Annotated in this window: 12 protein-coding genes; 3 read left to right on the top strand and 9 right to left on the bottom strand. The window is 64.2% G+C overall.

Going from position 1 to position 14,336, the window contains the following annotated elements:
• Positions 1–144 precede the first annotated feature (144 nt).
• The 3 genes from J2R76_RS15285 to J2R76_RS15295 form a co-directional block, all read right to left on the bottom strand.
• Entirely contained in the window at positions 145–1,089 is a 945-nt protein-coding gene (locus tag J2R76_RS15285; protein WP_200844602.1) for a DMT family transporter, read from the bottom strand.
• Between the two features lie 233 nt (positions 1,090–1,322).
• Positions 1,323–2,162, bottom strand: a complete 840-nt coding sequence (locus tag J2R76_RS15290) for an aldo/keto reductase (RefSeq protein ID WP_141340330.1) — start codon at positions 2,160–2,162, stop codon at positions 1,323–1,325.
• Between the two features lie 266 nt (positions 2,163–2,428).
• Positions 2,429–3,913, bottom strand: coding sequence for an aldehyde dehydrogenase family protein (locus J2R76_RS15295; RefSeq protein WP_200844603.1), 1,485 nt, complete (start codon positions 3,911–3,913; stop codon positions 2,429–2,431).
• A 118-nt stretch (positions 3,914–4,031) separates the two neighbouring features.
• Between J2R76_RS15295 and J2R76_RS15300 the strand changes: the two genes are divergently transcribed.
• On the top strand, positions 4,032–5,117 hold the full coding sequence (locus J2R76_RS15300) for a substrate-binding domain-containing protein (RefSeq protein WP_057017575.1): 1,086 nt from the start codon (positions 4,032–4,034) through the stop codon (positions 5,115–5,117).
• Positions 5,118–5,211: 94 nt separating this feature from the next.
• Here the strand turns inward: J2R76_RS15300 and J2R76_RS15305 are convergent, their stop codons facing one another.
• The 6 genes from J2R76_RS15305 to J2R76_RS15330 all read right to left on the bottom strand — a co-directional run bounded on the left by J2R76_RS15305 (position 5,212) and on the right by J2R76_RS15330 (position 11,183).
• Positions 5,212–6,111 (bottom strand): SMP-30/gluconolactonase/LRE family protein, encoded by a 900-nt coding sequence (locus J2R76_RS15305; RefSeq protein WP_200844598.1) that lies wholly within the window; start codon positions 6,109–6,111, stop codon positions 5,212–5,214.
• A gap of 194 nt (positions 6,112–6,305) precedes the next feature.
• On the bottom strand, positions 6,306–6,731 hold the full coding sequence (locus J2R76_RS15310; RefSeq protein ID WP_141340332.1) for a globin family protein: 426 nt from the start codon (positions 6,729–6,731) through the stop codon (positions 6,306–6,308).
• A 115-nt stretch (positions 6,732–6,846) separates the two neighbouring features.
• Complete coding sequence (locus tag J2R76_RS15315) at positions 6,847–7,641, bottom strand: ABC transporter ATP-binding protein (RefSeq protein WP_057017512.1); 795 nt, start codon at positions 7,639–7,641, stop codon at positions 6,847–6,849.
• A gap of 10 nt (positions 7,642–7,651) precedes the next feature.
• Entirely contained in the window at positions 7,652–8,554 is a 903-nt protein-coding gene (gene ntrB / locus J2R76_RS15320; protein ID WP_141340333.1) for a nitrate ABC transporter permease, read from the bottom strand.
• 61 nt (positions 8,555–8,615) lie between these two features.
• Positions 8,616–9,926: a CmpA/NrtA family ABC transporter substrate-binding protein gene (locus J2R76_RS15325; protein ID WP_141340334.1), complete on the bottom strand. Its 1,311-nt coding sequence runs from the start codon at positions 9,924–9,926 to the stop codon at positions 8,616–8,618.
• 342 nt (positions 9,927–10,268) lie between these two features.
• Positions 10,269–11,183: an intradiol ring-cleavage dioxygenase gene (locus J2R76_RS15330; protein ID WP_076827021.1), complete on the bottom strand. Its 915-nt coding sequence runs from the start codon at positions 11,181–11,183 to the stop codon at positions 10,269–10,271.
• Positions 11,184–11,352: 169 nt separating this feature from the next.
• On the opposite strand from J2R76_RS15330, the gene J2R76_RS15335 reads away from it, so the two are divergent.
• Positions 11,353–12,627, top strand: coding sequence for a serine hydrolase (locus J2R76_RS15335; RefSeq protein WP_057017516.1), 1,275 nt, complete (start codon positions 11,353–11,355; stop codon positions 12,625–12,627).
• A 183-nt stretch (positions 12,628–12,810) separates the two neighbouring features.
• Positions 12,811–14,319 (top strand): sensor histidine kinase, encoded by a 1,509-nt coding sequence (locus J2R76_RS15340; RefSeq protein ID WP_200844599.1) that lies wholly within the window; start codon positions 12,811–12,813, stop codon positions 14,317–14,319.
• Positions 14,320–14,336: the final 17 nt, after the last annotated feature.

A 14,336-nucleotide genomic window follows, 5' to 3' on the forward strand; every position in this document is an offset into this window, starting at 1 on the left:
ACGCGGCGAAGTGTGAGGTTGCCGATCGTTTCCGAAATCCGGTGATTCAGCGATCCGAGATCAAAGATTTCGGCCCGACTGTTGTACCCGCGCAACGCTAGTTGAAGCCGGCTTCGCAACCGACGCACGATTTCGTCCGGACGCTCAGGCGTTCGGCGACGGCTCGCTGGCCACGGTCAGCAGCTGCGACCGTCGGACGCGCTCGCGATGCGCGGTGTAGAGGCCTGAGGCGACGATGAAGCCGGCGCCGAGAATGGTCCAACGGTCGGGCACTTCGCCGAAGATCATGAAGCCGAGGATGCTGACCCACAGCAGCTGCGTGTAGGAGAACGGCGCGAGCACCGAGGCATCGCCATAGCGGAACGCCAGCACCACGATCCACTGTCCGACGGTGGACGCAACGCCGATCAGGATGCCGAACATGATGTCGTGCCAGCTCGGCGTGACCCAGACGAACGGCACCAGCGCGCTGACGATGGCGACGCCGACGATCGACGAATAGGTCATCACGGTGATCGGGCGCTCGCTGCCGCTCATCATACGCGTCAGGATCAACGTAGCCGCCCACGCCAGCGCCGAGACGATCGGAAAGATCGCGGCGGGATGGAAGGCACTGGTGCCCGGCCGTAGGATGATGAACACGCCGGCGAGGCCGACCGCGGTCGCGATCCAGCGTCGCATGCCGACCCTCTCACCGAGGAAAGCGATCGACAGCGCGGTGACGAACAGCGGCGAGACGAAGCTGGTGGCGGAGGCTTCGGCGATCGGCAGGAAGCCGAGCCCCGTGATGAAGATCAGCGAGGAGCCAAGCAGCGCGGCGCCGCGCAGCACGTGCAGGCCGGGACGGCTGCTGCGCAGCGCGAACAGCGGCGAGCCTGGCAGCATCGCCGGCGTCATGATCATCACAAACACCAGGAAGCGGATCCAGGCGATCTCGATCGAGGGCAGCGTGGAGGAGAGATATTTTGCCGTGACGTCGGAGGTGCCCAGGAACACGGTCGACAGCAGGATCAGCGCGATGCCCTTGAACGGCCGGTCGGTGCGGGCGGGCGCCTTGCTTGTCGCTGCGGGCGCGGTCTTTGCGGGCAATGAAAGGGGAACGCTGTCCAGCCTGGCGGCCACGGCTGCGGGGGGCGGTGTCACGGCAATCTCGAAGGCAAAATAAAGGGAATCTGCTCCTCGTACAAAACGCCAATTCCGCCGCGAGAACAATGCCCGAAAACGGGACTCCGATATGCGCCAGCGCGCGCGACCGCCCGCCGCAGGCCGTGTGCCGCCGCAACTGCAACAGTTTGTTAAGAACTGTGTGGAGCGGAACGCCCTCAGAGCATCGGCAGCGAGCGCGGCTTCGGCCCGCGCGGGAACGCGGCATCGAGCGCGGCGAGTTCATCGCCGCTGAGCTTCAGAGTTCCTGCCGCCGCATTCTCCGCCGCGTGTTCCGCGTTCGACGCCTTCGGAATCGCGAGCACCGACGGCAGCCGCGTGAGGAAACTTAGCGCCACCTGGCGCGGCGTTGCCTTGTGCGCCTGCGCGATCGATTGCAGCAGCGTGCCGGCCCTGCTCGACGACGAAGGAAAATCATTGTGACCGAACGGCGAATAGGCGACGACGGCGACGCCGTGCTGCTCGCACCACGGGATCACGGCGTGCTCGATGGCGCGCTCCTGCAGATGGTAGAGCACCTGGTTGCAGGCAATCTTGCCTTCACCCGCGACATCCAGCAGTTCGTCGAGATCCTCGGTGTCGAAATTACTGACGCCCCAGGACCGGATCTTGCCCGCCGCGATCAATTCGTCGAACGCCGCGACCGTCTCGGCAAGCGGAGTGGTTCCGCGCCAGTGCAACAGATAGCAATCGAGGCGATCGGTCTTCAGCCGCTTCAGCGAGCGCTCGCAGGCGGTAATAGTGCCGCGCCGCGAGGCGTTGCTCGGCAGGACCTTCGAGACCAGGAACAGTTCGTCGCGCCGGCCGGACATCGCATCCGCGATCACGAGCTCGGCGTCGCCATACATCTCGGCGGTGTCGATATGCGTCGTGCCGGCATCGATGCCGCGCTTGAGCGCAGCGACGGCCGCCTTGCGATCACCGCGATCGAGATACCAGGTGCCCTGCCCGATCACCGAGACCTGCGGGCCGTTGTCGCCGAATTTTTTTGTCTGCACGATCGCCTCGTTCTGCGTAGTTCCCTTGTGGCTCCGCGCAGGACGATAAAGCATACCGACGACCATGTCTCCACATCGTCATCCCGGCGATATCTCCACATCGTCGTCCCGGCGAAGGCCGGGACCCATACTCCGCAGCAGTCGTCGTTGGCGGGACTCGCCATTCCACCCGTTGTGCAACAACAGATATTCGTGGTTATGGGTCCCGGCCTTCGCCGGGACGACAGCTGTATTGTGACGCGCGCTCTCGCGTCTCTCGACGCGCATCAAACGTTGAGGTTCATCCACACCGCCTTAGGCTCGGTAAAATTGTCGAGCGCGGCGGTGCCGTGCTCGCGGCCGAGGCCGGAATCGCGCTCGCCGCCCCACGGCAATCGCACGTCGGTGTAGCCATAGGTGTTGATCCACACCGTGCCGGCGCGGGCCTTTTTGGCGAAGCGCTGCACGCGGCCCATATCCGCGCTCCAGACGCCGGCAGCGAGGCTGTAGGCGGTGCCGTTGGCGATGCGCAGCGCATCGGCCTCGTCCTTGAACTTGATCACGCTGACGACGGGGCCAAAAATCTCCTCCTGCGAGATGCGCATCTCGTGCGCAACGTTGGCGAACACCGCGGGGCTGATGAAATAGCCGAGGTCACCGACCCGCGCACCGCCGGTGGCCAGCAGCGCGCCCTCATGCTTGCCGATCTCGACATAATCGAGGATCGAGCGCATCTGCTTCTCGGAGATGACTGGCCCGAGCGCGGTGGCGCGATCGGCGGGATCGCCGATCCGCAACGCTTCCGCACGGTCGACCAGACGCTCGACCACCTCGTCATAGGCGTTCTCCTGCACCAGCACGCGCGAGCCGGCCGAGCAGACCTGCCCGGCGTTGAAGAAGATGCCGGCAGCCGCGGCCTTGGCAGCGGCTTCGAGATTGGCATCGTCGAAGATCACATTGGCGGACTTGCCGCCGAGCTCGAGCGAGACCCGTTTGAAGTTGCCGGCGGCGCCCTTCATGATGCCGCGGCCGACGCCGGGCGAGCCGGTGAACGTCACCTTGTCGACATCGGGATGATTGACCAGCGCGTCGCCGACGACGCGACCGGGCCCGGTCACGATGTTGAGCACGCCCTTCGGCAAACCGGCCTCGAGCGCGAGCTCGCCGATGCGCAGCGCCGACAACGAGGTCAGCTCGGCCGGCTTCATCACCACCGTGCAGCCGCAGGCGAGCGCCGGCGCGAGCTTCCACATGCCGATCATCAGCGGGAAATTCCACGGCACGATCGCGGCGACCACGCCGACCGGCTCGCGCACCGTATAGGTCAACGCGTCGTCGCGCGCCGAGACCACATCGCCGCTGATCTTGTCGGCCCAGCCGGCGTAATAGGTCAGCGTGTCGATGGCGGCCGGAAAATCCTGGCGCAGCACACCCGCAATCGGCTTGCCGGCATCGAGGCTTTCGAGCGCGACAATCTCGTCGGCATGCTGCTTCAGCAGTTCAGCCCATCGGAGCAGAATGTGGCCACGTTCAGCCGAGCGCATGGTGCGCCACGGCCCCTCGAAGGCGCGGCGGGCAGCCGCCACGGCACGATCGACATCGGCCTCATTGCCCTCGGCAATCGTAGCGATCATCTGCTCGGTGGCGGGATTGAGCGACTTGAAGGTATTTCCGGACAACGAACGGACGCGGGCGCCGTCGATCAGCAGCAGTTCGTCCCTGATGGTCGGGGCGCGGCGGGCGTCACGCTCATAGTCATATGCAACGGACATCATATTTCCTCCTGGTGTTGTCACTCAACCTAGGAGGCTTCGATCAGCAGTAAATATGATATCTTGTGCCGATTGGCACGCCAAGGATATGAAGTCAACTTCATAAGTGGTGACCACGATGCTGCAGATCGAGATCGAGACCGTCTGGCGCTTTCGGAAAGAGGACAGCCCGCAGACCGCGGTCGTGATGCTCGGCATCCTCAACGAGATCCGGAAGACCGGAAAGATCACCAGCGCCGCCAGCGATGCGCAGCTGTCCTATCGCCATGTCTGGAACCTGATCGAGCAATGGACCGAGTTCTTCGGCGTGCCGCTGGTTGAAACCCACCGCGGCAAGGGCTCGAAGCTGACGCCATTCGGCGAGAAGCTGGTGTGGGCCGGCGAGCGCATGCAGGCGCGGCTCGGGCTGCAGCTCGAGAACCTCGCGCAGGAACTGGTCACCGAGATCAAGCCATTTCTCGAGCAGCGACCGTCGGTGATCCGGGTCCATGCCAGCCACGGCTTTGCGGTATCCAAGCTGCGCGAATTCCTTGATCGCGCGGGCGGCGTCGGCGTCGATCTGCGCTATGTCAGCAACCAGAACTCGCTGGTCTCGCTGGCGCAGGGCGCCTGCGATCTCTCCGGCGTGCACCTGCCGCGCGGCGAATTGCGCGCGCAGGGCATCAAGGCCTGCCGCGAATGGCTCGATCCGCGCGAGGACCGCGTCATCAATTTCGTGACCCGCGAGATGGGCCTGATGGTCAAGCGCGGCAACCCGCTGAAGATCACGACGCTGAAGGACCTCGTCGAGCGCAAGGCCCGTTTCGTCAACCGCGACCACGATTCCGGCACGCGGCTGCTATTCGATCAATTGCTGAGGCTGCATAAGATCCCGGAAGGGCGGATCAACGGCGCCCAGCATATGGAATTCACCCATGCGGCGGTCGCCGCCTATGTCGCGAGCGGCATGGCGGATGCGAGTTTTGGCGTCGAGGCCGCGGCGCGGCAGTTCGGGCTCGATTTCATCCGCCTGCTCACGGAAGATTATTTCTTCGTGTGCAAGCGCGCCTTCCTCGAGACCGAGCCGATGCAGCGCGTGCTCGACATCATGAAGAGCAGCGAGTTCCACAAGGCGGTGGGCGCCCTTCCCGGTTATGTCGCCTCCAACACCGGCGCCGTCAGCGGGGTGAAGGAGTTTCTCGAAAAGCTGCATTCCGACCGCTGATCAGCCAGACCCCGGCAACGGCCGACCTGATGGCCGTCGATCCTTCGGGACTCGCGCCAGGTGCGATAACGATGGTCGACAGTCAGGAAGATAGCTAGCCGAGCCCGCTGATGTCGGCGACCAGCACCGAGCCAGTCACCGATTCCGTGATGTAGAGGCGGTCGCGGTCGGCGCCGCCGATGGCGACATTGGTGCAGCTCGGCCCGGCGCAGGACTTGATCCGCGCGATGCACTCGCCGTTCGGCGCAAACACGAAGACATGGCCGAGCGAGGCGTGCGCGACGAACAGCCGACCGGCGACGTCCATCGTCATGCCGTCGGGTCCGCTCGGGCCGAATAGCGAGCAGAAGCGGCCGACCTTGGAGACGCTGCCGTCCTTCATGAACGGCGCGCGCCAGACCGCATTGTCGCGCGTCATCGCGACGAATAGCACCGCCTCGTGCGGATCGAGCACCAGGCCGTTCGGGCTGATGCCGGTGTCGATCAGGCAGTCGAGCGCTCCGTTCACCCGCAGCCGATAGACGCGGCCGGTCGGATCGTGCAGCCCGGTCTGGCCCTGATCGGTGAAACAGATGTCGCCGTTCGAGGCGATGTGCAGGTCGTTGCAGCCGCGGAACGATTCCGAGTTGCGCGAGCGCAGCAGCGGCGTGACCTCGCCGGACCTGGCGTCGAGCTCCATCAAGCCGTGCCGATAATCGGCGATCAGGATGCGGCCCATCGCATCGATCTTCAGCCCGTTCGGCCAGCCGTCATACTCGGCAACCTGCGACCACGACTTGTCCGGCGCGATCCTGAAGATGCGGCCAAACGGAATGTCGACGATGTAGAGATTGCCGTCGGCATCGAACGACGGTCCCTCGATGAAGCAGTCGGTCACCGCGCCCGGGCGGTTGGCGTCGGCCCATTCGCTCGCCACCCTGCGGCGGAATTCCGCCGGCACGACGGAGAAGATTTCAGTCGCGATCAGTTTCGGCGGCGTTTCCAGGAACATCATTGTTGGTTCACCCGTTGGCGGAACGGGGCGAACCATAGAGAAGATTGCTGGCGCCGTCGAATACCCCAAAGCCCACCACGTCATTGCGAGCGAAGCGAAGCAATCCATACCTCCATGCGTGGCAAGATGGATTGCTTCGTCACTTCGTTCCTCGCAATGACGTTGGACAGCCGTCCTGTGCTTACGACGTTTTCCTATTCGGCCGGCTGCGCCGGGCGATAGGCTTCCGAGATCATGTAGCCGGACAGCGTGCCGTACGCCGCGGTCCACGCGGCGGCGACGTCAGGTGTCCAGGCTTCGCCGAGCCCCTTCTCCAGCGTCCACAACAACGCGCCGCCGACCACCGGATAATGCTCGGGCTTGGCGCCGTAGCTGACATGCCGCTTGGCCAGCGCACTCGCGGCCGGCAGGATCGTGTCGAGATTGCTCAGCCCATTCACGACGACGGCAAGCGTCGTCATCAATTTCTTGCGCTGCTCCTTCATGTCGACCGGAAACATCGCCTTCACGGCGGGCGCGACTTCGAACAAGCGATCGTAGAAAATGACCGCGGCCTGCTCCGAGATCGGCGCGACCTTGCCAAAGCTGTCCTGAACCAGCTTGATTTGGGTCGGATTCATCTCAACTCTCCTCGGTCATGAAATAAGCTCTGAAGCGATTTTTCAAAACGCGAGCATTGGTAACCGAAGCCGGCGCTTCGGTTCAAAGCGGAAACGCTTGCCGTCGACGTGATCATCACGCCGCCTCGACGAAGCTGTGGCGCTCATAGAGGAATTCGAGCACGCGCTGCCGGCACTTCAGGTAGCCCTGGTTGGTCGCGAGCTCGAGCCGCTTGCGCGGCCGCGCCAAGGGCACTTCGAGCACCTCGCCGATCCGCGCGCTCGGACCGTTGGTCATCATCACGATGCGGTCCGACAGCAGCACCGCCTCGTCGACGTCGTGGGTGATCATCAGGATGGTGTTGCCGAGCTTCTGGTGCAGCGCCATCACCGAATCCTGCAGATGCGCGCGGGTCAGCGCGTCGAGCGCGCCGAACGGCTCGTCCAGCAGCAGCACCTTCGGCTCCATCGCGAGCGCACGCGCGATGCCGACGCGCTGCTTCATGCCGCCCGAGATCTCGCTCGGCCGCTTATCCTTGGCATGCGCCATTTGCACCAGGCTGAGATTGTGCATAACCCAGGCGTCGCGCTCGGCCTTGCTCTTGGTCCTTGCAAACACCTTGTCGACGCCGAGCTTGACGTTCTCGTAGACGGTGAGCCACGGCAGCAGGCTGTGGTTCTGGAACACCACGGCCCGATCCGGCCCCGGCGAATTGACCTCGCGGTTCTCCAGCAGCACGCCGCCATTGGTGGCGCCGGTGAGGCCGGCGACGATGTTGAGCAGGGTCGACTTGCCGCAGCCGGAGTGACCGATGATCGAGACGTATTCGCCCTTCTCGATTGTCAGGTTGATGTCCTTCAGCACCTCCGTGGTGGCGTTGCCGCGGGTGAAGGTCTTGTCAATGTGATCGAGCTTCAGATAGGCCTGCATGACTTCCTCCTCAGTTCGCCGCCGTGCCGCGGGTCACCACTTTGCCGAGGCCCGCAATGAGCCGGTCGAGCACGAAGCCGATGATGCCGACATAGAACAGCGCCAGGATGATTTCGCTGATATGCGAGGAATTCCACGCATCCCAGATGAAGAAGCCGATGCCGACGCCGCCGATCAGCATTTCCGCGGCGACGATCGCGAGCCAGGACAGGCCGATGCCGATGCGCAGGCCGGTGAACATGTAGGGCGCGGCCGCCGGGATCATGATCTTGGTGAAGAACTCCAGCGGATTGAGCTGCACGACCGCCGCGACGTTGCGGTAGTCCTGCGGGATGTTGCGGATGCCGACCGCGGTGTTGATGATGATCGGCCACACCGAGGTGATGAAGATCACGAAGATCGCCGAGGGCTGGCCATCGCGGAATGCGGCCAGCGACAGCGGCAGCCAGGCGAGCGGCGGGATGGTACGCAGCACCTGGAACAGCGGATCGAGTCCGCGCATCGCCCAGACCGACTGTCCGACCAGCGTGCCGAGCGCGATGCCCGCAATCGCCGCCAGCGAATAGCCGTAGGCGACGCGCTGCAGGCTGGCGGAGAGATGCCAGAACAGGCCCTTGTCGATGCCGCCATTGTCGAAGAACGGATCGAGGATCAGCTCCTTGGTATCTTTGAACACTTTCGACGGCGGCGGCAGGCTGGAGCCGGCGCGCCGGCAGATCAGCTCCCACACCACCAGCAGCAGCGCGACCACGATCAGCGGCGGCACCACGCGCGCCGCGGTCTCCTTCGCCATCCTGGCGTAGGTCTCGGCGCGCGGCGCGCGCTTCGGCGTCATGGTCACGACCGGCGCCGCGGCAGCGGCCGTCGGGATCGCGACCGCCGACACTTCGGTCTTCATGGCAGGCATCGACATTGAACGAAAATCTCCATGGTCAAAAAAAGGAGAGCCGCACTGCTCGCGCGGCTCGCTCAAATCAGACGTCAACACGCTTGATGGACAACGACTTCAGATAGGCCGCGGGATCGGCGGGATCGAACACCTTGCCGTCGAAGAAGGTCTCCTTGCCGCGCGAGGTCGAGGCCGGAATGTCGGACACGCCAAGCTCCTTGGCGGCCTCTTTCCAGAGATCCTCGCGGTTCACCTTGGCGATCAGCGCCTTGGTGTCGAAGCCTGCCTCGTACTTGCCCCAACGGATGTCTTCCGTGAGGAACCAGAGGTCGTGGCTCTGATAGGGATAGGAGGCGTTGTCGCTCCAGAACCGCATCTGCTGCGGCGAATTCTCGATCACGCGGCCGGTGCCGTAGTCGAACTTGCCCTTCATGCGGTCGGTGATGTCCTCGACCGGGCAGTTGATCCACTGCCGCTTGGCGCAGATCGCCGCGGTCTCCGCGCGGTTCTCCGCCTTCTCGCACCACTGCTGGGCTTCCATGACAGCCATCAGCAGCGCCTTCGCGGCCTTCGGGTTCTTGTCGACCCAGGCGGCGCGCAGGCCGAACGATTTCTCCGGATGCTTGTCCCAGAGCTCGCCGGTCGTGATCGCGGTATAGCCGATCTCCTGATGTATCAATTGCAGATTCCACGGCTCGCAGACGCAGAAGCAGTCCATCGTGCCGACCTTCATGTTGGCCACCATCTGCGGCGGCGGCACCACGATGGTCTCGATGTCCTTGTCGGGATCGATGCCGCCAGCGGCGAGCCAGTAGCGGATCCACAGATCATGCGTGCCGCCCGGGAAAGTCATCGCGGCCTTCACCGCCTTGCCGGAGGCCTTCTTCTTCTCCAGCGCCGCCTTGAACGGCGCGGTGTCGATGCCGACCTTGAGATCGGCATATTCCTTGGCGACCGAGATGCACTGGCCGTTCAAATTGAGCCGCGCCATGATGTACATCGGCGTCGGCTGATTGTTCTGCGTTACCTTGCCGGCCGAGATCAGATACGGCATCGGGGTCAGGATATGCGCGCCGTCGATACCGTTGCCCTCGGAGCCGAGCACGAGGTTGTCGCGCGTGGTGCCCCACGAGGCCTGCTTCTGCACCTCGACATCGGGCATGCCGTATTTGGCGAAGATGCCCTTCTCCTTGGCGACGAACAGCGGCGAGGCATCGGTCAGCGCAATGAAGCCGAGCTTGGCGCCCTTCACCTCGGGACCGGCGCCCTGCGCGAACGCGCCTGCGGGAAAGTTGAGCTTGGCCGCGGCGAGCAGCGCGGCGGCGCCGCTGGTTGCCTTCAGTAGCTGACGGCGGCTGAGGCCGCGGCTTGGCGGCTTGTCGGTGGGCTTGGTCATCGGTCGTCCTTTGCGTCGTTGCGTTGCGGTGTTGCGTCAGTGCGTCGAGCGCCGTCCTCCGGATGGCGACGCGCGCAGGGCGCAAAAAGGCGTGCACCGGGAAGGCCCCAGTCTGGCGGCGTCAGAAATCCGATGGGGTAGCCTCGAGGGACGGCTTCAATGGCGTCGGCTAATGATGATTCAAGCCTTGTGCCAATCTACCGCAGTGCAAAAATCGATTTTGATGCAAAGCCTTGCGCAACATGTCGCAGCCCGCGCGAATTTTCCGCGCGCTGCCAAAACTTGCGATTCGCCCAATCCTTGTGCGACGCACAAGAATTGGGCAGAAGCGTTCGGAACCGATCAGGCGTCTTCGGTGACCTTGGCGCCGAGCGGCGCGGGCGCCATTCCGCCGCCGGGCTTCACATGGAATTCGTAGGTCATCAGGCTCCACGGCCCATCCGAACGCTGGCCATCGGGCATGACAGGATCGGTGCGGCGCTCGACCTTGGCGATCAATTCATCCTTCACGCCGAACACGACGTCGGAATCGATGTACTTGTCGCCCTCGACGAAGACATGCGTGATCAGCGGCTCGTAGCCCTTGGCGTTGACCAGGAAGTGCACATGCGCCGGCCGCATCGGGTGACGGTTGGTCTGCGTGATCATCTGCCCCACCGGGCCGTCGGTCGGGATCGGATAGCTGCACGGCACGATAGTGCGGAAGAAGAAGCGGCCGTCGGCATCGGTGATGAAGCGCGCCCGCGACGACGGACCTTCGGTGGCATAGCTCGGCTTCTGCGAGTCATAGAATCCGTCATCGTCCGCGTGCCAGATATCGACCGGCACATTGGCCAGCGGCTTGCCGCCGAGGTCGGTGACGCGGCTCTGCACGAACATGCGCTCGCCCGGCAGGCTTGCCGAGATGTCGGTGCCGTGCGGCGTCACCTTGTGCTCGCCGACATAGAACGGGCCGAGCACGGTGGTCTCGGTCGCGCCATCGCGATCGCGATGGTTGACCGCATCGACGAGCATCGACACGCCGAGCACGTCGGACAACAGGATGAACTCCTGGCGAATGTCGGTGCACTTCTGCCCGGTGCGGGTCAGGAAGCCGATCGCCTGGTCCCATTCCTCGAAGGTGAGATCGGTCCTGCGCACATAATCGTGCAGCGACTTCACCAATTCCTGCAGCAGGAACTTGGCCCGCGGATCGGGTGTCTGGTCGAAGCTGCGGATGACGGCGGCGGTGAGCTCGGTTTCGTTGAACTGGGTCATCTCGGCGTTTCCCTTGACGGATACCTTGGCAGATACTTTGGGCCCCTTCGGGGGCGCGATTGCAGGGGCGACGGTACACCACCAGCTCAATGCCGGTAAGCGGCAGCGGATTGGTGCAGCAGACACTTTTCGGCTATCAAGGCTGCCTTGCAAGCCGGAGAAACGCCTGATGCTAGCCCCCACGCCTGCCTCGCCCGAATCCGCGGGAATGTCGACCACTGCCCTCAACCGCCTCGAAGCGCATCTGAAGAGCCGCTACATCGATGCCGGCCGTTTTCCTGGCACGCAGGTCCTGATCTATCGCCGCGGCAAGATCGTGCATTCCACGGTCCAGGGCTTTGCCGATCTCGAGCGCAAGGCGCCGGTCAAGGACGACACCATCTTCCGCATCTATTCGATGACCAAGCCGATCACATCAGTCGCCTTCATGATGCTGGTCGAGGAAGGCAAGGTCGCGCTCGACGAGCCGGTCGCGAAATATATTCCGGAATGGAAGAACCTCGGCGTATTCGTCGCCGGCACCGCGCCCGCCTTCCTGACCCGCCCACCGACGCGGCCGATGCAGATCGTCGACCTCTTGCGCCACACCTCGGGCCTCACTTACGGCTTCCAGCAGCGCTCGAATGTCGACGCGGCCTATCGCGAGAAGAAGATCGGCGAGGTCATCAAGGCCGGCACGCTCGACGGCATGATCGAGGACCTGGCGAAGATCCCGCTGGAGTTCTCGCCGGGCGAAGCCTGGAACTACTCGGTCTCGACCGACGTGCTCGGTTATCTCGTCGGCAAGATCTCCGGCCAGCCGTTCGAGCAATTCCTGAAGGAGCGCATCTTCAAGCCGCTCGGCATGAACGACACGGATTTCTTCGTGCCGGCCGACAAGGCGCATCGGTTTGCCGCCTGCTATTCCGCCGATCCGCAGGGCGGCTTCAACCCGCTCGCCGCCGAGCGCAAGGGCACACTGACGCTGCAGGACGATCCGACCACCAGCTCGTTCCTGGCGCCGCCTTCGCTGATCTCGGGCGGCGGCGGACTGTGCTCGACCGCGGCCGACTACCTGACCTTCTGCCGGACGCTGCTCAATGGCGGCGAGCTCGGCGGCGTCAGGCTGCTCGGCCCGAAGACGCTGAAGCTGATGACCTCGAACCATCTGCCCGGCGGCGTCGACCTGCCGGCGATGTCGCGCTCGATGTTCGCCGAAGCCGCCTATAACGGCATCGGCTTCGGCCTCGGCTTCGCCGTCACCATGCACCCGTCGCAGACGCTGATCGCCGGCAGTCCAGGCGAATTCAACTGGGGCGGCGCCGCGACGACGTCGTTCTTCATCGACCCGGCCGAGGAGCTGATCACGATCTTCATGACCCAGGTGCTGCCGTCGAGCGCCTATCCGCTGCGGCGCGAGCTGCGCACCATGGTCTACGCCGCGATCACCGAGAGCAATCTCTGACACGACGTCATTGCGCGGCGCACGCTCCTCGTTCGAGCATGATCCTTTCGGAAAACCGCTTCACACTTTTCCGGATCTTGCTTTGGGCGCCGCGGAACCTTTCTGATATAAAGCTATTTCCTTTGGCGAATTTTTCCCGCCTCCCCTAAGCTCGCAGCGAATGGGCACCGACCCGGGGACTTCGTGCCGAAACTGACATTGCCAGTCCGTCTCGCGCTTCTGGTCGCGGGAACGATGTTGCCGCTGATCATCTTCGCGGTCGGGATCGTCTTCCACAATTATCAGCGGGATCGTCAGGCGGCCACGCAGCGCGTGCTGGAGACGGCGCGCAGCATCCGTCTGCTGCTCGATGCGGAAATGCAGCGCATGACCGGCGGGCTGCAGGTACTGGCCCTGACCAACTCGCTGCGCAACAGCGACTTCGACAACTTCCGCCGCGTCGCGGTCGGTTTCATCGACCAGTACGGCAAGGAAGGCGTGGTGCTGGTGGCAGACCGCGCCGGACGCCAGGTGTTCTCCTCGCTGACGCCGGACACCGCGAGCCTGCCGCCGCGCAACAATCTCGAGATCCTCGAGAAGGTGTTCGCGACGCGGCAGCCGCAATACTCCAACCTGTTCTTCGGCGCGGTGAAGCAGCGGCTGATCATCACCGTCGAGGTACCGGTGATGCGCGACGGTGAGGTGCTCTACGACATCTCCTTCAGCCCGCCGATCGAGGTGTTCCAGGCCATCATCGAGAAGCAGCGCCTCAACCAGGACTGGACCATCTCGATCTTCGACAGCGACGGCGTCAACCTCGCGCGGGTGCCAAATCCGCAGGCGACCATCGGCCAGCGCGCCTCGCCATCGCTGTTTGCCGAGATGTTCCGCCGCGGCGAGGCGACGCTGCCGACCGTGTCGCTGGAGGGCGTGGCGCTGATCACCGGTTTCACCAGGTCGCGCGTCACCGGCTGGACCGTCGCCGCGGGGATCGCCGAGAACTCGCTGGTGGCGCCGCTGTGGCGCTCGCTGGCGATCACCAGCGTGATCGGCGGCATCCTGCTGCTGGTCGGGCTCGGCTTTGCGGTGCGGATGGCAACCACGATCGCGCGCGGCGAGATGCTGCACGACCTGCTGATCGAAGAGCTCAACCACCGCGTCAAGAACACGCTGGCGATCCTGCAATCGATCGCCACGCAGACCTTCCGCAGCGCAAGCCGCACCGAGCGCGACAAGTTCGAGGGGCGGCTCGGCGCGCTGGCGGAGGCGCACAATCTGCTCTCCACCGACAAATGGCAGGGCTCCGACTTCCAGGACGTCGTCAGCCGCGTGCTGCGGCCCTACCTCTTGAACACGTCCGAGCGGGTCAGGATGTTCGGCCCCCGCGTGCCGCTGTCGCCCCGGCTTGCCTTGGTGCTGTCAATGATCCTCCATGAGATGGCGACCAACGCCGCCAAATATGGCGCACTGTCCAACGACACCGGCACGGTGACGCTGGACTGGGAAATCCTCAACGAGAGCCCCGGACCGAAGCTGCGCATGATCTGGACCGAAACCGGCGGCCCACAGGTCACCGCGCCGGTCCAGCGTGGCTTCGGCTCCCGGCTGATCGAGCGCAGCGCCCGCGACCAGCTAGGTGGCGAGGCCACCGTGGATTTCCTGCCCCACGGCGTCGTCTACACCGTGACCAGCACTCTCGAAATCGACGGCTGACCCGACAGGAGTGGCCG

The sequence above is a fragment of the Bradyrhizobium sp. USDA 4532 genome, from assembly GCF_024171315.1.
Lineage (GTDB): Bacteria > Pseudomonadota > Alphaproteobacteria > Rhizobiales > Xanthobacteraceae > Bradyrhizobium > Bradyrhizobium australafricanum.

Coding starts and splice junctions, on each gene's coding strand:
- J2R76_RS15295 (WP_200844603.1), bottom strand. CDS start 3,913: ATGTCCGTTGCATATGACTATGAGCGTGACGCCCGCCGCGCCCCGACC.
- J2R76_RS15300 (WP_057017575.1), top strand. CDS start 4,032: ATGCTGCAGATCGAGATCGAGACCGTCTGGCGCTTTCGGAAAGAGGAC.
- J2R76_RS15305 (WP_200844598.1), bottom strand. CDS start 6,111: ATGATGTTCCTGGAAACGCCGCCGAAACTGATCGCGACTGAAATCTTC.
- J2R76_RS15310 (WP_141340332.1), bottom strand. CDS start 6,731: ATGAATCCGACCCAAATCAAGCTGGTTCAGGACAGCTTTGGCAAGGTC.
- J2R76_RS15315 (WP_057017512.1), bottom strand. CDS start 7,641: ATGCAGGCCTATCTGAAGCTCGATCACATTGACAAGACCTTCACCCGC.
- ntrB (WP_141340333.1), bottom strand. CDS start 8,554: ATGTCGATGCCTGCCATGAAGACCGAAGTGTCGGCGGTCGCGATCCCG.
- J2R76_RS15325 (WP_141340334.1), bottom strand. CDS start 9,926: ATGACCAAGCCCACCGACAAGCCGCCAAGCCGCGGCCTCAGCCGCCGT.
- J2R76_RS15330 (WP_076827021.1), bottom strand. CDS start 11,183: ATGACCCAGTTCAACGAAACCGAGCTCACCGCCGCCGTCATCCGCAGC.
- J2R76_RS15335 (WP_057017516.1), top strand. CDS start 11,353: ATGCTAGCCCCCACGCCTGCCTCGCCCGAATCCGCGGGAATGTCGACC.